This window comes from Mycobacterium sp. NGS64 (assembly GCF_059812245.1).
The window spans coordinates 667,479-685,570 of sequence record NZ_JCALCI010000003.1; the positions used below are offsets into that span (position 1 = coordinate 667,479).

At 70.4% G+C, this 18,092-nt stretch carries 13 protein-coding genes; 6 read left to right on the forward strand and 7 right to left on the reverse strand.

The window, feature by feature from the left end:
* The first annotated feature begins 338 nt into the window (after window positions 1–338).
* Window positions 339–5,168, forward strand: coding sequence for a cation-translocating P-type ATPase (locus AC5Y4S_RS17060; RefSeq protein ID WP_500033851.1), 4,830 nt, complete (start codon window positions 339–341; stop codon window positions 5,166–5,168).
* 141 nt (window positions 5,169–5,309) lie between these two features.
* Here AC5Y4S_RS17060 and AC5Y4S_RS17065 read toward each other — a convergent pair whose 3' ends face one another.
* Both AC5Y4S_RS17065 and AC5Y4S_RS17070 read right to left on the reverse strand, forming a co-directional pair.
* Window positions 5,310–6,887: an AMP-binding protein gene (locus AC5Y4S_RS17065; RefSeq protein WP_500033852.1), complete on the reverse strand. Its 1,578-nt coding sequence runs from the start codon at window positions 6,885–6,887 to the stop codon at window positions 5,310–5,312.
* On the reverse strand, window positions 6,884–7,753 hold the full coding sequence (locus AC5Y4S_RS17070) for an SDR family NAD(P)-dependent oxidoreductase (protein ID WP_500034047.1): 870 nt from the start codon (window positions 7,751–7,753) through the stop codon (window positions 6,884–6,886). The genes AC5Y4S_RS17065 and AC5Y4S_RS17070 overlap by 4 nt, the downstream gene beginning before the upstream one ends.
* A gap of 315 nt (window positions 7,754–8,068) precedes the next feature.
* On the opposite strand from AC5Y4S_RS17070, the gene AC5Y4S_RS17075 reads away from it, so the two are divergent.
* Entirely contained in the window at window positions 8,069–8,830 is a 762-nt protein-coding gene (locus AC5Y4S_RS17075) for a cutinase family protein (RefSeq protein WP_085184704.1), read from the forward strand.
* A gap of 11 nt (window positions 8,831–8,841) precedes the next feature.
* Here the strand turns inward: AC5Y4S_RS17075 and AC5Y4S_RS17080 are convergent, their stop codons facing one another.
* The 3 genes from AC5Y4S_RS17080 to AC5Y4S_RS17090 form a co-directional block, all read right to left on the reverse strand.
* Complete coding sequence (locus AC5Y4S_RS17080) at window positions 8,842–10,218, reverse strand: aldehyde dehydrogenase family protein (protein ID WP_500034048.1); 1,377 nt, start codon at window positions 10,216–10,218, stop codon at window positions 8,842–8,844.
* 35 nt (window positions 10,219–10,253) lie between these two features.
* Window positions 10,254–11,342 (reverse strand): AMP-binding protein, encoded by a 1,089-nt coding sequence (locus AC5Y4S_RS17085; RefSeq protein WP_500033853.1) that lies wholly within the window; start codon window positions 11,340–11,342, stop codon window positions 10,254–10,256.
* Between the two features lie 115 nt (window positions 11,343–11,457).
* Window positions 11,458–12,243: an SDR family oxidoreductase gene (locus AC5Y4S_RS17090; RefSeq protein ID WP_500033854.1), complete on the reverse strand. Its 786-nt coding sequence runs from the start codon at window positions 12,241–12,243 to the stop codon at window positions 11,458–11,460.
* 136 nt (window positions 12,244–12,379) lie between these two features.
* Here AC5Y4S_RS17090 and AC5Y4S_RS17095 point away from each other — a divergent pair, with 136 nt between their 5' ends.
* Window positions 12,380–13,357, forward strand: coding sequence for an amidohydrolase family protein (locus tag AC5Y4S_RS17095; RefSeq protein ID WP_500033855.1), 978 nt, complete (start codon window positions 12,380–12,382; stop codon window positions 13,355–13,357).
* Here AC5Y4S_RS17095 and AC5Y4S_RS17100 read toward each other — a convergent pair.
* Complete coding sequence (locus AC5Y4S_RS17100) at window positions 13,354–14,301, reverse strand: oxygenase MpaB family protein (protein WP_500033856.1); 948 nt, start codon at window positions 14,299–14,301, stop codon at window positions 13,354–13,356. The two genes, AC5Y4S_RS17095 and AC5Y4S_RS17100, sit on opposite strands and share 4 nt — an antisense overlap.
* A 108-nt stretch (window positions 14,302–14,409) precedes the next feature.
* On the opposite strand from AC5Y4S_RS17100, the gene AC5Y4S_RS17105 reads away from it, so the two are divergent.
* The 3 genes from AC5Y4S_RS17105 (at window position 14,410) to AC5Y4S_RS17115 (ending at window position 17,282) form a co-directional block, all read left to right on the forward strand.
* Complete coding sequence (locus AC5Y4S_RS17105) at window positions 14,410–15,003, forward strand: TetR/AcrR family transcriptional regulator (protein ID WP_500033857.1); 594 nt, start codon at window positions 14,410–14,412, stop codon at window positions 15,001–15,003.
* Window positions 15,004–15,045: 42 nt separating this feature from the next.
* Window positions 15,046–16,422 carry a bifunctional lipase/adenylate cyclase LipJ gene (lipJ, locus tag AC5Y4S_RS17110; RefSeq protein WP_500033858.1) on the forward strand — a complete coding sequence of 459 codons (1,377 nt, stop codon included), beginning with the start codon at window positions 15,046–15,048 and terminating at the stop codon, window positions 16,420–16,422.
* Between the two features lie 113 nt (window positions 16,423–16,535).
* Entirely contained in the window at window positions 16,536–17,282 is a 747-nt protein-coding gene (locus tag AC5Y4S_RS17115; RefSeq protein ID WP_500033859.1) for a methyltransferase domain-containing protein, read from the forward strand.
* Window positions 17,283–17,285: 3 nt separating this feature from the next.
* Here the strand turns inward: AC5Y4S_RS17115 and AC5Y4S_RS17120 are convergent, their stop codons facing one another.
* The gene (locus AC5Y4S_RS17120; protein ID WP_500033860.1) at window positions 17,286–18,092 is read right to left on the reverse strand and encodes an SDR family NAD(P)-dependent oxidoreductase; all 807 of its coding nucleotides are present in this window, start codon (window positions 18,090–18,092) and stop codon (window positions 17,286–17,288) included.

Sequence of the window (18,092 nt, forward strand, 5' to 3'; positions counted from 1 at the left end):
GTAGCCGTCCGACGGCTACCGCGCATTTGTGTTTTCTGCCCGGCTGGTGATTCGGCAATTCCCGAAACACCTTCTCCGCCAACGGGTTCGGTGCGCGACGCCGCGACCGCATGTTCCGACGACGTCTCCCGAGATTTCTCCGCCTCCACGTGTTCTCCCAGGTTTGGTCTGCCGCCAACCCGGTAACCTTTTGCCAGGAAGCAATTGCAGCCCTGGCAACCGAGCGAGTCCGACGCGCCCCACTCGCTGGTGTAATCGCACGGCCGGCCCACCTGTGGACAGGCCGGTGACACGCCAGGATCATTAGGCGCGGGTAGACGGGTTTGAAGGGTGACGGAATGAGGGTTCCGGGTGTAGCCAGCGTCGTTGCTGGCGTGACCGGCGGAGCTGCGCAGGTGGTACGAGCCGGCGTCTCCACCGCGGCCGGCGCCGCGGGCGCGGTGCAGATGTTCGCCAGCCCGGTGATGGAGTTGGCCAGCCCGGTGGTTTCGTCGATGGCTCACACGACCGGCCGGGCGATCGGCATCGGCGCCGCGTCCAACGGCTCCTCCCCCGACGGTGTCGCCCCGCCGGTGCGCTGGCACAGCGGGCGCCGAGTGCATCTGGACCTGGATCCACTGCTGCCCTTTCCCAGCTGGCACGAACACGCGGCGGTGGTGGAGGAACCGGTTCGCAGGATTCCGGGCGTGGCCACGGCCCACGTCGAGGGCGCGCTGGGCCGGCTCGTGGTCGAACTCGACAGCGACGCCAACGCCGATGATGTGCTGGACCAGGTCCGGGACACGGTGTGCGGCGTAGCCGCCGACCTGGCTTTCACCGGACCCAAGGCGATAAGCCGCACCGCGCCATTCGCCGACCCCGGCAACCCGTTGGCGATTCTGGTGCCATTCACCGCGGCGGCCATGGACGTCGCGGCCATCGGCGCCGCGGTGACCGGGTGGCTGGGGCGCCTGCCCGTCGCGCCGCGCAGCGCGCGCGCCGCCGCCGCACTGCTCAATCACCAGCCCCGGGTGGTGGCCGTCCTGGAGTCGCGGCTGGGTCGCGTCGGCACCGACATCGCGCTGAGCGCCTCGACGGCCCTGGCCAACGGGCTGACCCAGGCGGTGGGCACGCCGATGCTGGACCTGGCGCAACGCGGCCTGCAGATCTCGGAAGCGTCGGCTCATCGTCAGCGCTGGCGGGAGCGGGAGCCACAGCTGGCCTCGCCGGATCGGCCCCAGGCGCCGGTGGTGCCCGTCATCTCGTCGGCCGGCCCCTGTTCGCAGGCCCCGCGGCACAACTGGGCCGCGGCGGCCGCCGGCGAGGTCTCGCACGTGATGGTCGGCGGGGCGATCGACGCCGCCATCGACACCGCGAAGGGTTCCATGGCCGGCCCGGTCGAGGAGTACGCCGACCAGGCCGCGAACGCCTCGCTGATCGCCGCGGCCGGCGCGCTGCTGGCCGGCGGTGGCACCGAAGACGCCGCCGGGGCGCTGCTGGCCGGCGTGCCGCGGGCCGCGCACGTGGGCCGTCAGACCTTCGCCGCGGTGCTGGGGCGCGGCCTGGCCAACGCCGGGCAACTGATCCTGGATCCGGGCGCGCTGCGCCGGCTGGATCGGGTCAAGGTGGTCGTCATCGACGGCGCCGCGCTGCGCGGCGACAACCGCGCGGTGCTGCAGGCCAGAGGAGACGTACCCGGCTGGGACGAGGACCGGGTCTACGAGGTCGCCGACGCGCTGCTGCACGGTGAAGAGGCGCCCGACCCCGACCCCGACGAATTGCCGGCTACCGGGGCGCGCCTGCGCTGGCTTCGCGCCCAGGAGCCGTCGGCGACGCCCGCCCAGGGCCTCGAGCACGCCGACCTCATCGTCGACGGTGAACGCGTCGGCGGCGTCGACGTGGGATGGGAGGTCGACCCGTTCGCGATCCCGCTGTTGCAGACGGCCCACCGGACCGGGGCGCGGGTGGTGTTGCGCCACGTCGCCGGCACCGAGGACCTGACCGCCAGCGTCGCGGTGAGCCACCCGGCGGGCACGCCGCTGCTCCAGCTGGTCCGCGATCTGCGGACGGACCGCGGACCGGTGCTGCTGATCACCGCCGTGCACCGGGACTTCGCGTCCACCGATACGTTGGCGGCCCTGGCCGTCGCCGACGTCGGCGTGGCGCTGGACGATCCGCAGGCCGCGACGCCGTGGACCGCCGACATCATCACCGGCACCGACCTCGCCGCGGCGGTGCGGATCCTCTCGACGCTGCCGGTGGCCCGGGAGGCCACCGAATCGTCGGTGCGCCTGGCCAAGGGCGGCAGCACGCTGGCCGGGTTGTTGCTGGTCACGGGCGAGCCCGGGACCGCCAACCCGTTGGCCGTGCAGCGCTGGCTCAACCCGGTCAACGCCGCCGCCGCGGCCGCGTTGGTGTCGGGCGTCTTCTCGGCCACCCGGGCGCTCCGGTTGCCGGACCCCACGCCGCAGCCGCTGACCGCGTGGCACGCCCTGGACCCCGAAATCGTCTACTCGCGGCTGGCCAGCCGCACGCGGCCGCTGGCCGTCGAGCCCGGGGAGGCGCCCTGGCGGCAGGTCCTCGACGACCTCTCCTACAACCCGCTCGTCGCGCCGCTGCGTGGCCCGGCCACCCGGGTCGGGCGGCTGCTGTCCGCGACGCGGGCCGAGCTAGCCGATCCGCTCACGCCGATCCTGGCGGTGGGCGCGGCGGCCTCGGCGATCGTCGGCAGCAACGTCGACGCGCTGTTGGTCGCCGGCGTGATGACGGCCAACGCGATCGCGGGCGGCGTGCAGCGGCTGCGGGCCGAGGCGGCGGTCGCCGAGCTGTTCGCCGAGCAGGACCGGCACGCGCGCCGCGTCGTCCTCCCGACCGTGGCGACGGCGCGCCGCCGGCTCGAGGCGGCCCGTTCGACCGAACGGACCGTGACGGTGAGCGCCAAGTCGCTGCGCCCGGGCGACATCATCGACCTGGCCGCCCCGGAGGTGGTGCCCGCGGACGCACGCCTGTTGGTGGCCGAGGACCTGGAGGTCGACGAGTCCTTCCTCACCGGTGAGTCGCTGCCGGTGGACAAGCAGGTCGATCCCGTCGCGGTCACGGACTCCGACCGGGCCAGCATGCTTTTCGAGGGCAGCACCATCGTCGCCGGCCGCGCCCGGGCGATCGTGGTGGCCACCGGCGCCGGCACCGCCGCGCAGCGGGCGATGTCGGCGATCGCCGATGTCGAGTCCGCCGCCGGGGTGCAGGCGCGGTTGCGGGAGTTGACCAGCAAGGTGCTTCCGCTGACGCTTGCCGGCGGCGCGGCGGTGACCGGTTTGGCCCTGGCGCACCAGGGTTCGCTGCGCCAGGCGGTCGCCGACGGCGTCGCGATCGCGGTGGCCGCCGTCCCGGAGGGCCTCCCGCTGGTGGCCACCCTGTCCCAGCTGGCCGCGGCCCAGCGGTTGTCGCGGCGCGGCGTGCTGGTCCGCACCCCACGCGCCGTCGAAGCGCTGGGCCGCGTCCAGACGGTGTGCTTCGACAAGACCGGCACCCTCACCGAGAACCGCCTGCGCCTCGTCCGGGTGGTGCCGCAGGAGACGAGCGCGGACGGCCCCTTCCCGGATCCCGCCGAGCCGCGCGCCGCCGAGGTGCTGCGCATCGCCGCGCGCGCGTGCACCCAGCCGCACAACGGGCAGGGGCACGCGCACGCTACCGACGAGGCCATCCTGACGGCCGCCAATTCCCTTGATGGTCAAGCAGATTCGGACTGGACCGTGCTCGCCGAGGTGCCGTTCGAGTCCAGTCGCGGCTACTCTGCCTCCATCGTCACCGCCACCACCGCGACGGCGGAGCCGATGCTGATGGTCAAGGGCGCCCCCGAGGAGATCCTGCCGCGATGCCGGTTCGCCGAAGGCAACGGGGACCAAGACCATGCCGAGTCGTTGGTGTTGGGCCTCGCCGGGGAAGGCCTGCGCGTGCTGGCGGTGGCCCGGCGCAACTGGGACCGCGGGACCGCCGAGGAGGACACCGACGCCGACAGCGTCGACGCCGCCGCGCACGACCTGGAGCTCGTCGGCTTTGTGGGATTGGCCGACACCGCGCGCCCGTCGGCGCGGCCGCTGATCGAGGCGCTGGTGCAGGCCGGACGCCGGGTCGTGCTGATCACCGGCGACCATCCCATCACCGCCAGGGCGATCGCGCGTCAGCTGGGGCTGCCGTCGGATGCGCGTGAGGCCACCGGGGCCGAACTGGCCGCGCTCGACGAGGACGCCCGGGCCAGACTCGCCGCCGACGTGCAGGTGTTCGCCCGGGTCAGCCCCGAGCAGAAGGTGCAGATCGTCGCCGCGTTGCAGCACAGCGGGCAGGCGGTCGCGATGGTCGGCGACGGGGCCAACGACGCCGCCGCGATCCGGATGGCCGACGTCGGCGTCGGGGTCAGCGGTCGCGGGTCGTCGGCCGCCCGCGGGGCCGCCGACATCGTCTTGACCGACGACGACCTCGGCGTCCTGCTCGACGCGCTGGTCGAAGGCCGCGGCATGTGGGGCGGGGTGCGCGACGCCGTCAGCATCCTGGTCGGCGGCAACGTGGGCGAGGTGCTCTTCACCATCATCGGGACCGCGTTGGGCACCGGCCGGGCGCCGGTGGGCACGCGTCAACTGCTGCTGGTGAACCTGCTCACCGACATGTTTCCGGCGCTCGCCGTGGCCGTCACGCCGCAGTACCCGCAACCAGAAGACGACGAGGACGGCGCCGACCGCGACGCCGAGGAAATGCAGCGTGCCTTCCAGCTGGCGGCGCTGTCCGAACCCTCGCCGTCGCTCGACGCACCGCTCATGCGCCAGATCGTCACCCGCGGCGCCGTCACGGCCGCCGGCGCGACGGCGGCCTGGGCCATCGGGCGGTGGACTCCGGGCACCGAACGGCGCACGTCGACAATGGGTCTCACGGCGCTGGTGAGCACGCAGCTCGCGCAGACCCTGCTGACCCGGCGCCACAGCCCGCTGGTCCTGGCCACCGCGCTGGGCAGCGCGGGTGTGCTGGTCGCCATCGTGCAGACGCCCGGCGTCAGCCAGTTCTTCGGCTGCACGCCCCTGGGGCCGGTCGCCTGGTCCGGCGTGATCGGTTCGACGGCGGGTGCCACCGCCGTGTCGGTGCTGGCGCCCAATTGGCTGGCCAACCGGGTCGCCGCGCTGGAGCCCAAGAAGGACTGAACATTCGCGGTGCTCGCCGTTCGCTTATCAAGCGGTGGTTGCGTAGCCGGCCAAACGTGCGGGAGGGATAGGTCACTCGTGAATCCGATAGCGCCTGCGCTATCACATTTGCGGGTCGGGTGATGGTCGGCAGACCGCGCCTCAGGTCGACAACTCCTTGCGCACCACCTTGCCCGCCGGGTTGCGCGGGATGCTCTCGACGATGTTGATGTCGCGCGGCTGCTCGAAGCGGGAAACCCTGCCCTTCAAGTAATCTCGTAGCCCCTCCGGGTCGAGGCTGCGCCCGGGCTGCGGGACCACGAAGGCGGCCAGCCGATGACCGAACTGTTCGTCGGGAACGCCGATGACCGCGTTGTCGGCGATGTCGGGGTGCTCGGCGAGCGCGTTCTCGACCGCGCGCGGGTAGACGTTTTCGCCGCCGGAGATGATCATGTCGTCCTCGCGGCCGACGATGTAGAGCCGGCCCGAGTTGTCGAGGTAGCCCATGTCGCCGGTGCTGGTCATGGTGCCGACGACGGCTTTGGCACCACCGTCGGTGTAGCCCTCGCTCGCCAGCTCGCCGCCGACGAAGATGCGGCCCGTGACGCGCGGGCCGACGGGTCGGTCGTTCTTGTCGAAGATGCGCACCGGGCAGCCGGCGACGGGTTTTCCGACCGTCTCGGGGGCCTCGCGCAGGTCGGCCGGCGTGGCCAGCGCGCCGATGCCGACTTCGGTTGAGCCGTAGCCGTTGTAAAGGATGTCGCCGTAGGCGTCCATGAACCGCTGCCCGAGGTTGGGATCCAGCCGGTCCCCACTGGACAGCACCACACGCAGATAGGGCAACGGGTTTCGCGCCCGCACCCGCTGCGGCAGGTCCAGGATGCGCGCCAGCACGACCGGCACCGCGGTGAAGGCGTCGGCGCGATGCAGCGATGCCTGCGCGAGCGCGGCCTCGGCGTCGAAGTGTCGATTCGTCAGGACCGTCCCGCCGAGGGCCACGGTCAGCATCAGCATGCCGAGCCCCAACCCGTGAAACATCGGCATCGCCACCGAGATCCGCGACCCGGTCCGCAACCCGGTGCGATCCAGGATCGTCACCCAGACGCCCACCGCCGAACGCAGCTGCGGTGTGCGCGGCACACCCTTGGGCGTGCCCGTCGTACCCGACGTCAGCAGGATGATCCGGCCGGGCGCGGCCACGTCGGGTCTCGAAGGCCGTCCTTCGTCGCGCGCACCGACGGCCGCCGGGTCGACCACGGCAACCGACTGATCGGCGGCGCGCACCCGTTCCACGAACTCGTCGTCGGCGACCATCATCGTGATCCTGTGCCCGCTCAGCGCGGCGGCCAGCGCGTCGGTGCGGAAGTCCGTGTTGACCAGCACGACGTCGGCGCCGATCAGCGCGGCGGCGAAGAAGCCCTTGACGAAGCCCTGCCCGTTGCGGCACATCAGCCCGACGGCCTGTCCGGGTCCAGCCCCCGCGCCGGACAACTCGCGGGCGAGGGATTCCGTTTCCGAGCGCAACTCGCGGTAGGTGAGGGCACCTGGAACGCCGCAGTCGTCGATGATCGCGGCGCGGTCGGGCCAGCGAGCCGCCGTGACCGCCAGCAGCGTGTAGGGATTGGTGCCGCCGCGGCGCGCCTCGCGAATCAGCCGCACCGTCGCGACCGGCGACGGCAGGCTGAGCAGTCGGGAGCGCAGCAGCGCGCGGAGCGCGGTGGCGACCACGCCGTCGGTCATCGTCCGGCCTCTTGGTCGTCGGCGTCGGCGAAGAACCGCCGGTGCCACAGCCGGGCCGCGCGATCGGCGGGCCCGGCCAGCAGCACCGAGGCCAGCTCGGCCGGCCACACCCACGGTGGTTCGTTGGTGCGGGGCCGCTCGATCACCGCCTTGGCGATCGCGTCGGCGGCCTCGTCCGGGGACAGGCCGGGAAGGCGGCCCAGGATCGGTGTGGGCGCGATCATCCGGGTACGGACCAGCGCGAAGTAGACCGCCGTGACGTCCACGCCGTCGACGTGCAATTCCGGGGCGACGCTGCGCAGCCACCGGTCGAACGCGCCCTTGGAGGCCTGGTAGGCGCCCCACTGCGGGCCGGGCACGACGCGCACCCCGACGCTCGACACGTTCACGATGTGCCCGCCGCCGCGCTCGCGCATGGCCGGCAGCAGGCCCAGCAGCAGCCAGATCGGTCCGAGGTAGTTGATGCCGATGGTGCGCTGGAAATCATGGGGGCGGTCGTACTGATCATGCAGGCTGCGACGCAACGACTTGCCCGCGTTGCTCACCACGATGTCCACCGCGCCGTACTCCTCGGTGACCCGCTTCGTCAGCTCGCTGACCGCGGACTCGTCGGTGAGGTCGGTCGGGTAGGCGACCGCCCGGCCGCCGCCGGCGTTGATGGCCGCCGCGATGTCGTCGAGCCTTTCCGCGGACCGCGCGACGATCAGGACCGTGGCTCCCGCTGCGGCCATCTTGCGGGCCGTCGCCTCGCCGATGCCATACGACGCGCCGGTCACCAGTACCGTCTTGCCGGAAACGGCACCGCGTAGCCGGTCGGGGTCGGAGACCCGCGCCGGATTTGCCAATCGATCAGTGGCTCGCGCCAGGGTCGCTTCGAAGGCCTTCGCAAGGGGCTTTACAAGGGGCTTTACAAGAGGCTGAGGTATCACGTTCACGTTCACTGCCGCATTCACTCCGAATTGCGCGCGAGGCGCGGCGCTGGCTCGACCGTGTGCCTCGACTCGGACTACAGCAAGCAGACCACACCGAGGTACGGGCCCGCGCCCCGGCCCGGCGATCGGTCGCGGTCGCGAATCGCGCGTCGGCGCGCCGTCGCGCGTCCGCCGGAGTTTTTACGGATCTGAAATATTTCGCCGGATGATCACTGTTTAGGCAGGCGTTCAGTTGGGCACAATGGCGGCATGATCGCACGTCACCTCCCTCGTTTCCTTGGTCCAGCCGTCGTCGCGGCGGCCGGCGTGAGCGCCTCGGTCCTCTCCGGCGCGCTCCCAGCCGCCTCCGCCCAATGTCCCGACGTGCAGGTGGTGTTCGCCCGCGGGACCGGTGAGCCGCCCGGCCTTGGCGCGACCGGCCAGGCGTTCGCCGACACCCTCCGCTCGCGAGTCGGCGCAAGGTCCTTCGACATCTATCCGGTCAACTATCCCGCCAGCCAGGAGTGGGCGACGGGTCTCGACGGCATCAGGGACGCGGGCGCGCACGTGGTTTCGATGGCGCACGACTGCCCCAACACCAAGATGGTGCTCGGCGGCTTTTCCCAGGGCGCGGCAGTGATGGGGTTCGTCACCTCGTCCTCCGTGCCGGACGGGGTGGATCCCGCGACCGTGCCGAAACCGCTGGGTCCCGACGTGGCCAACCACGTCTCCTCCGTGGTGCTGTTCGGAATGCCGAACGTCCGGGCGATGAACTTCCTCAACCAGCCCCCGGTCTCGATTGGTCCGCTGTATCAGGGCAAGACGATCAAGGTGTGCGCCCCCGAGGACCCGGTGTGCTCCGACGGCATGAACTTCGCCGCCCACGATGCCTACGCCGACGACGGGGCGATGATCGACAAAGGCGTCGCCTTCGCGCTGAGCCGCCTCGGCGAGGGTCCAGCCGCCCCGGCGGGTCCCGCGGCGCCGACGACGGTCGTCGCGTCGCCGAGCGGCGGGGGCTTCGGCAGCTGAGCGGACCGGGATTAGTCCCTGACAAATCCCTTGTTGCGCATCAGGAAATCGGCCAGAAACCCGTCGTGCGGGATTTCGGGGGCCGCGTAGAAGGTCGGGTGGTGCCCGGCGTAGACGTTGGCGACCGTCGGTTCGGCGAGCAGCTCGTCGACGAGCCGCTCGTCGTCGGTGATGGCGGTGACCACCAGTGAATGCCGCAGCGGCGCGATGCCCGCGGCGCGCGGCCACGGCGCCACCCACACGCACGGAAACGGCAACTCGGTGTTGATCTTGTCGCTGAGCTGGCCGGAGCCGGGTTCGGTCAGCAGGTGCACCGCCGGACGCAGCGCCGCGCAGCCGTCGCCGATCGGGGCGACCACCTGATCGGCGCCCAGCAGCGGCGTCGTTCCGGCGGCCTTGGCGGCCAGATAGGCCGCAAGCGCCTGAGCCTTTTCCAGGGGCTGGGTGGGCAGGATCGCGCGCTCGTCCTCGCTGGGCAGCGGCTCGATGGCGGCCAACCGCTCGGCGATGGCGTGCGCCAACGGGGCGGGGTCGCCCTCGTAGAGCACCGCGGTGGCGTTGACACACGCCATCCCACCCAGGTTGGCGATCGAGTCGACGATGAGGTCGAGGTGGTCGCGCCAGTCCCGGTCCGCCGTGATGAGGATCTTCGTGCGGCCGGGACCGTTCACCATCACGGCGGGATCGTCGGCGTACTTGTCCACCACGTCCTGGCCGCCGTACACCATCGCCAGGTCGGCCGAGCGGATGATCTCGTCGGCGCCGCCGTGGTCGGTAGGCAGATAGGCCACATCTTCGGCACGAAATCCCGCCTGGCGCAGGGCATTCACCAGCCGGTGTCCGGTCAGCGGCTCACGGCGCGACGGGCGCACCGCCACCCGGTATCCCAGCGCGAGCGCTTGGGGCCACAGGGCATGCACCCCCGGGCCGTTGCCCGCCGCGTGCACCGCGAACACCTCCCCGCGCCGCGCCCACACCGCACCGCCGCGGCGGATGCGCTCCTCGCGCCAGTCGAGGGTGGCGCCGGCGGGCCGAGCCGCGCGCACCGCGTCGAAGGCCGAGGCGACGGCGTCGGCCACCCCCCGTGCCCCGGCCCGGGCGACCGCGATCGGCAGGCCGGAAATGCCACTGGCCAGCCGCACGTACTCCTCGAAGTGCAGCCCGCCGATGACCGCGTTGGCAAACAGACGGGCCGCGTCGGCCAGCGCCGCTTCGCGCTGCCCGGCGGGCAGCGGCGCGGCCTTCCGCTGGGCGCCGATGGTGCGCGAAACATACAGCGGCGGAACGATGCTCAGCTCGGCTACGGGGGCGCCCGCGGTGTTCATGATGACCTCGCGGTTGCGGGTGCGATACTCGCCGCCGGGACCGAGCGCGTCGAGTTGCGCCAAATCGGTTGTGAGGCCGGAACTTTGCCCTCCCACGGTCAGTACACGCCTTCGATGACGGCCTCGCCCTCGAAGGTGGTGACGGGCCGCACCTCGCTGACGGAATCGCTGCGTTCGCCCGCCGGCCCCGGCATCCGGATGGCCAGGTCCCGCTCCAGGTTGTTGGGGATGAACATGCCCCGGCTGATGTGGTTCATCACTACCTGGCCTCGTTGCCCGTACGGCACTCGCTCTCCGGTGTCGGGATCGACGACCCAGAACACGACATACGGTGTGCGCGGGTCGAAGACGAACGAGTCGCCGTCGGTGGTGCGGGTGACCGCTTGGGAGAGCACCATGGTGCTGCCGAAGGCCATGGTGATGGTCGTGTCGGGGAAGATGTCGCGCAGCAGGTCGAGCGTGTCGGCGTCCACGTGGGCACCGCTGAGCAACAAATAGCGGACCTTGTCGTTGACCAGGTCGACCACGCGGTCGTCTCGGGCGATGGCCTCGAGTAGTGGCGGGGTGGTGTGCAGATTGGCGACGTTCTGGGTCTGCAGCACGAACACCGCCTGCTCGACGACGTGGTCGATGTAGGCGGCAACTTCATCGGCGGCGTTGCGGGCCGCGAGCTTCTTCACCCAGCGGGGGTCGATGTCGATCGCGTGAAAGACCGCGCCCAGCCGTTGGGAGACCAAGCGGGAGAAGTAGCCCACCCCGTGCGGCCCGCTCGGCATCAGGCACAAAAAGCCCCGGTCCCGAACAAAGCCGCCCCCCGCGAAGTCCTCGGTTTGCCATTCGACGACCTGCGCGACCCAATCCGGCATCTGCACAGTGCGTTTCGGTGCGCCGGTGGTGCCGCCGGACTCGAATATCTGGGGCAGCGGCGCGGGCGACCCGTAACCGCGCGGGATGAGGTCCTCGACCGGCGTGACGCGCAACTCGTTGACGAGGTTGGGGAACAGGCGCAAGTCCGCAAAGCTTTTCACGTCGGTCAACGGGTCGAAGTTCAGCGTCCGGGCGGTTCGCAACCAGAAGCGGGAACCGGTGTCCTCGCCGAAGTGCCACGCCATGGCGGCGCGCAGGTACGCCTCGGGGTCGGCGACCGGAGCCGATCGGGGAACATCCAACAGCGAAAAGTCGCCCATGCCGTCGATCCTGTCGCATCGCTGACCCGCCCGACAACCGTGCCGGAGCGCGCCGGGCATACGGGCGTTGAACGTTGCCCGATCCCGCGGCGAACTCTTTGTGACCGGCCCGTTTTCAGCCGTTCCGCGATTGAGCGACGGCCGCCACCATCGCCTCGTTCAGGGCGGCAAAGGTGTCCGGATAGACGCCGTCGCGCTCTGCGCAGCGGAACGGCCTGACACGCTCGACGATGATCTCGTCGGCCTCCGGTTGCGTCTCCAACAGCTTTATCGTCTCGGCGATGTATTCGTCCAAGGGCATCGCCCTGGGGTCGCTGGTGTCGAATCCCCGGCCGCGCTGCAGCTCCGTCTGCACGTGCGGCGGGATTATCTCGATCACCTGGACCGCGGTTCCGCGGAGCTGGAAGCGCAGCGACTCGGTGTAGGAATGCAGCGCCGCTTTGGTGGCGCAATACGTCGGCGTCACGGCGCTGGGGACGAAGGCGAGGCCCGAGGTGACGTTGAGGATGGCGGCCCGCGGCTTCTTCAGCAGCGACGGCAGCAACGCCGCCGTCAGCCGGATCGGACCCAGCAGGTTGATGGCGACCGTCAGCTCCGCCACGCTGGGGCCGGTCGTGGTGAGGTTCTCGAAGCGCTGGACGCCGGCGTTGTTGACGACGACGTTGACGTCCCGGTAGTGGTCGGTCAGCTCGGTGGCGAACCGGCGGATGTCGGCGGGATCGCCCTGATCCAGCGACAACGTCCGAATGCCCGGGTTGGCCTTCGCGACGTCCTGCAGCAGCTCACGGCGCCGTCCGGCGATGACAACCGTATTTCCGAGTCGGTGAAACGCCTCGGCAAGGCCGCGACCGATCCCGCTGCCGCCTCCGGTTACCAGCACCGTGTTGCCCGTCATCTGCATGGCCGCTCCCCTCCTTCGGTTTCGCCTACCCCCTCACTTTCGTGCTTTCGGGCACCGATGGGTAGACCCCAGGGCGGATTGGCGCGCAGACCGCGCAATACTGCACGTCATGCCCGACCACGGATGAGGGAGGCCGATGCGTTACATCGCGTTGGAGGAAGCGTTTTTCGTCACCGAACTGGCCGACCTGCAGCCGGCCCATCAACGACTGATGCAGCTGCTGAAACCCGAATTCGCCGAGCGGTACGAACGCCGGCTGCCCGACTTCACCGAATACCGGCTGGCGGAGATGGACGAGGCCGGCATCGACATGCAGGTCTTGTCGCTGACATCCCCGGGCCTGCAGGTCGACATCGACGCCGAGCGGGCGCGCACCAACGCCCGGTTCGCCAACGACTACCTGGCGAAAGTCATTGCCCAGCATCCCGATCGGTTCCGCGGCTTCGCCGCCTTGCCGCTACAGGACCCGGCGGCCGCGGCGGCGGAACTGGAGCGCGCCGTCGCCGAGGACGGGTTGTGCGGTGCACTGGTCAACGATTGCATCAGCGGGCCCGGCGGGCGGTATCTGGACGCGCCCGAATACGACGAGTTGTGGTCCGCGGTGGAATCCCTTGGGGTGCCGATGTATTTGCACCCGGGCGCACCGCAGGCGGATCGCTGGCGCGTGATCGACGGGCGCCCGGAACTGTACGGCGCGACCTGGAGCTGGGCCGCCGAGGTCAGCGGGCACGCGCTGCGGCTGGTGTTCGGCGGGGTGTTCGACCGGCATCCAGGAGCGACGCTGATCCTGGGGCACATGGGTGAGTTCCTGCCGTTTCAGCGCAGCCGGCTGGACTCCCGCTACGCCACGATCGCGACGACGAATCCGCTGCAGCGCCCGCCGTCGGCGTACCTCGGCACCAACATCGTCTTCACCAACAGCGGGGTGTTCTCCCCGGCGGTGATGCTGGGAGCGGTGCTGGAGGTCGGCGCCGACGCCGTGATGTTCTCGGTCGACTATCCCTACGAGTCGTCCCGGGAGGCGGTCCAGGGATTCGAGCGGACGACGCTGTCCGCGGCCGACCGGGAGAAGATCGCTCACGGCAACGCCGAACGGCTGCTGCGCCTCGGTTAAGCCGCCCGTTCGGAAGGGAAATTGTGTAGCTTGCGCGGGTCGACGCCCGCGCGGCGCCACGCCGCGGCCGCCCACGGCAGGTAGATGAACGACACGGGCAGCCTGTTGATCAGCGGATTGAGTGCGCGTACCGCGGCGGCGAACCGCTGAAATCGCTTCTCCTTCTTGGCATCCCACTGCAGCCGGCACACCTCGCGCATCTGCGGCGGCAGGGTGCCGACGAGCACCAGTCGGGTGTAGGCGTTGAGCGGCGCTGACAACACCTTCCAGACCGGCTTGGGAATCCAGCGCGGACCCGGGATCCCCTTGCGGATGTAACCCGTGCCGTACAAGACGGTCTTGTGCGGGACGAACCGCTCGAGCATCTCGTCCCAATAGGCGACGAACTCGTCGTACGTCTGCGGCTGGCCGCGGTCGCTCACCCCGTACAGGCCGTACCAGACCTTGCCCTCGTTGAAGATCTGCTCCTTCTCCGCGCGGGACAACCGGCGGATGAACGTGTCGGCCGTGTAGATGACCTGATCGACGAAGGTGGCGTGCGCCCAATAGAACAGTTCCGGGTTGAGCGCGTGATATCTCGAGCCGTCGCTGATGGTGCCCTTGATCGGCTTGTGGAAGTCCCGGACCTTGCGGCCCCACTCGTGCGGGTCGGCGGAGTAGACGGTCTTCATCAGGGGCGGCGCCGTCCGCTTGGCCCGGCCCAACGTGTCGCTGAAGATCACCGAGTGATCGAGCACGCCCTGAGCGAGCTGCTCGATGCAGTTCTCCACGCCGGCCGTGCGCTGAAACCCGAAGAACTGGGTGCGGTGATCACCGTAGAACTTCCACGTCAACGACTCTGGCCCGAGGCGGGGAGCCGAGTCGGCGACGTCGTCGTCGACCGGCATGGGCACCGCCTCGCGTACGCCGGCGTCGAAATCCTGCTCGGCCCATTGCGCCGTCATCCCGACCTCCTCGCCCCCAAAAAATCGGGTTGTGAACCACAGAAACAAATGCGTATCTTTGTGTCACGCTAGCACGCTCCGCCGAGATCGCCCTGGGGGTCGTCATTGATGCAGAATCACGTCCGCGACGGCAATCTCGGCGAGCTCACCGACGTCGACCGCACCATCCTGGAGACCGCGCGAACGGTCTTCGAGACCTACGGCGTGCGCCGGGCCAACATCGAAGACGTCGCGGCCCGCGCCGGAGTCAGCCGCAGCACCATCTACCGGCGCTTTCCGACCAAGGACGACCTGTTCGAACACGTCGTGCGGCGCGAGGCCGAAACCTTCTTCGGCACGCTCCACCGGGCGACCGAGGGCTGCACACCGCAAGAGGCCGTGATCGAGGCGTTCACGCTCGGGGTGCGCCTCGTCGGAGACTCCCGCCTCTATTCGCGGATCGTCGACAGCGAGCCCGAGCTGCTCGGCCTGTTTTCCCGGTCCCACGTGTTCCCGATTCGCCAATTCGCCGACGGGATCGCGCACACGCTGCGCCGTTGCGGGGCCGAGATCCCCGACGCCGAGCTGGCCGACATCGCCGACGTCCTGCTGCGCGTCGCCCTGGGCATCATCGTGTTCCCGACCGACCGGCTCGACACCTCGGACCAGACGGCCGTGCGCGACTACGCCGCCCGCTACCTGGTCCCGATCATCGGCCGCTAGCGGGGCCAGCTCTTGTCGGTGGCTTGCACTAGCCTTTGAATCGTGGCTGGGTTTCCTGGGGCACCACGAACCCGGTACGCCAGTTGCGGCGACACGGACATCGCCTATCAGGTGTTCGGCGATGGACCGATCGACCTGCTGCTGCTTCCGGGGCCCTCGATTCCGATCGACTCGGTCGACGTCGAGCCGTCGATGTACCGCTTCCATCGACGGCTGGCGGCATTCGCCCGGGTGATCCGGCTCGACCAGCGCGGGATCGGGCTGTCGTCGCGCGTGCCGTCGATCGACGAGATCGGGCCGCAGTTCTGGGCGAAGGACGTCGTCGCGGTGATGAACGCGGTGGGATGCGAGCGGGCCGCCATCGTGGCGCCGAGCTTCACGTCGATGACCGGGTTGACGCTGGCGGCCGAGTACCCGGAACGGGTGAGCAGCCTGGTGATCGTCAACGGCGCGGCCCGCACCCTGTACGCCCCTGACTACCCGATCGGCGCCAAGATCGAGGACCTCGACCCGTATACGACCCTCGCGATCGACCCGGACGCCGTCGAGCAGGGCTTCGACATGCTCGGCATGATCGCGCCCAGCGTCGCGCGCGACGACGCCTTCCGGGCCTGGTGGGACGCCGCCGGCAACCGGGCCGCCTCGCCCAGCATGGCCCGCGCGATGATCCTGGCCATCCGCAAGGCCGACGTGCGCGACGCGCTGCCGCGCATCACCGCGCCGACGCTGATCCTGCATCGCGTCGACTCCGAGTTCACCCCGGTGGCGCACGGCCGGTACCTGGCCGACAACATCGCCGGTTCGCGCTTCGTGGAGCTACCGGGCGAAGACACCCTGTACTGGGTCGGCGAGACCGCCACGATGCTCGACGAGATCGAGGAGTTCATCACCGGGATGCGGGGCGGTTCGGAAGCCGAGCGCCTGCTGACCACCATCGTGTTCACCGACATCGTCGGCTCGACCGAGCGGGCCGCGCTGCTCGGCGACGGCCGCTGGCGCGACCTGCTGGACAACCACGACACCATCATTCGGCACGAGCTGCAGCGGTTCGGGGGGCGTGAGGTCAACACCGCCGGCGACGGGTTCGTCGCCACCTTCTCCAGCCCCAGCGCCGCGCTCGCCTGCGCCGACGAAATCGTCGACGCGGTACGGGTGCTGGGCATCGAGGTGCGGGTGGGCATTCACGCCGGCGAGGTCGAGGTGCGCGGGTCGGACGTCGCCGGCATGGCGGTGCACATCGGTGCGCGGGTGGCGGCGCACGCCGAAGCCAGCGAGGTGCTGGTGTCCTCGACCGTGCGCGACATCGTCACCGGCTCGCGCCACAGGTTCGCCGACCGCGGCGCAGGCGAGCTCAAAGGCGTGCCGGGCCGGTGGCAGCTCTGTGCCCTGGTGCGCGAGCGCACCCCGGCCCGGCGGTAACGAAACCCACATCCCGAGCGGTCGAGGCGCCCCTCGGCTCGGCGTAGGCTCGCCAGCGAGCCCCGAATTCGATTCCCGCTGCGGGGCTTTGATTATTGATCGAAGGAGTACGCGTGACCGACGTGCACGTCTCGCTGCCGCCCGCGCTGCGCCGCGCGCTGGATCTACTCGCCGATCCGCCCGCGGACCCGGACGTCAGCAGGGGCTACCTGGATCTGCTCGGCGCCGGATCGGCCGAGGACGACGCCGTCGAAAAGAACACCGGCCCGATACAGGCGGCCTGGGCATCACCCATCGGGTCGATGCTGTATGACAACGCACAAGCCCTGTCGCGCCGGCTGATCAGCGCGTGGCAACTGCCCATCGACTGGTTGAGCATCCCGCCGGGCGGAGTGGCGCTCGACGTCGGTTCGGGCCCGGGCAACGTCACCGCGTCGCTGGCGCGCGCGGCCGGTCCCGAGGGACTGGCCCTGGGTGTCGACATCTCCGAGGCGATGCTGGCCCGCGCCGTCCGCAACGAAGCCGGGCCGCAGGTCGGCTTCATCAAGGCCGACGCGCAACGACTTCCGCTGCGCGACAACGTCGTTGACGCAGTGGTTTCGATGGCCGTGCTGCAGCTGGTTCCGAATCCGGCGGCGGCACTGGCCGAGATGGCCCGGGTGTTGCGGCCGGGCGCCCGGCTGGCCATCATGGTGCCCACCGTCGGGCAGGCCGCCAGGTTTTGGCAAAAGCTGCCGAACGTGGGGGCGCACGTGTTCGACGACGACGAAATCGGCGACATCCTGGAGGACAACGGATTCGTCAGCGTGCGGGTCAAGAACTACGGCACGTTCCAGTGGGTGCGCGGCAAGAACGGCTGAGCCTCAGCCCCGTTTGAAGGCCGGATGCCCGCGCCTCAGCACCGGCAGCAGCAGCTCGGGGGGCGCGACCCGGAAGAAGGCGGACGCCACCCGGTTGACTCGGCCGGGCACAACGACGGCCTTGCCGGCCGCGAGCCCATCGATTCCGGCCTGGGCCACCTTGTCGGCGGGCACCCACATCACCCGCGGCAGCGCCGATTCGGCCTCCTCCTTGGAGAAACCGGCCGCCTCGCCGAATCCGGTGTCCACCGGCCCCGGGCACAGCGCCGTCGCGCCGACCCCGGTGCCGCGCAACTCACCGCGCAGGCTGTGGGTGTAGGACAACACGAACGCCTTGGCGGCGCCGTACGCCGCCTGGCCCGGCAGCGGACCGAACCCGGCCACCGATGCCACGTTCAGCACGGCGCCCCGATGGCGCTCGACCATTCCGGGCAGGAGCCGGCTGCACAGGTCCACCACCGCGGCGACGTCGACCTCGACGAGGTTGAGTTCTTGCTCCGGAACGGATTTCGCGACCAGACCGAGCGTCGAGAGGCCGGCGTTGTTGACCAGGATGTCCGGAATCAGACCGAGGGCCGCGATGCGGTCTGGCAGGGCAGCCCGTTCGCTTCGATCGGACAGGTTCGCCGGCAGCGGGTGCGCCTGCGCGCCCAACTGCGCGGCCAGCGCCTCGAGACGGTCGGCCCTGCGGGCCACCAGCACCACCTGATAGCCGCGCCGCGCGAGTATCCCGGCGAACTGTTCGCCGATACCCGACGATGCGCCGGTGACGATCGCGGCGCTGTCGGCGCCCGGCGGCGGGAGGGCCAT

Coding starts and splice junctions, on each gene's coding strand:
- AC5Y4S_RS17060 (WP_500033851.1), top strand. CDS start 339: ATGAGGGTTCCGGGTGTAGCCAGCGTCGTTGCTGGCGTGACCGGCGGA.
- AC5Y4S_RS17065 (WP_500033852.1), bottom strand. CDS start 6,887: ATGACCGACGGCGTGGTCGCCACCGCGCTCCGCGCGCTGCTGCGCTCC.
- AC5Y4S_RS17075 (WP_085184704.1), top strand. CDS start 8,069: ATGATCGCACGTCACCTCCCTCGTTTCCTTGGTCCAGCCGTCGTCGCG.
- AC5Y4S_RS17085 (WP_500033853.1), bottom strand. CDS start 11,342: ATGGGCGACTTTTCGCTGTTGGATGTTCCCCGATCGGCTCCGGTCGCC.
- AC5Y4S_RS17090 (WP_500033854.1), bottom strand. CDS start 12,243: ATGCAGATGACGGGCAACACGGTGCTGGTAACCGGAGGCGGCAGCGGG.
- AC5Y4S_RS17095 (WP_500033855.1), top strand. CDS start 12,380: ATGCGTTACATCGCGTTGGAGGAAGCGTTTTTCGTCACCGAACTGGCC.
- AC5Y4S_RS17100 (WP_500033856.1), bottom strand. CDS start 14,301: ATGACGGCGCAATGGGCCGAGCAGGATTTCGACGCCGGCGTACGCGAG.
- AC5Y4S_RS17105 (WP_500033857.1), top strand. CDS start 14,410: ATGCAGAATCACGTCCGCGACGGCAATCTCGGCGAGCTCACCGACGTC.
- AC5Y4S_RS17120 (WP_500033860.1), bottom strand. CDS start 18,092: ATGGCCCTCCCGCCGCCGGGCGCCGACAGCGCCGCGATCGTCACCGGC.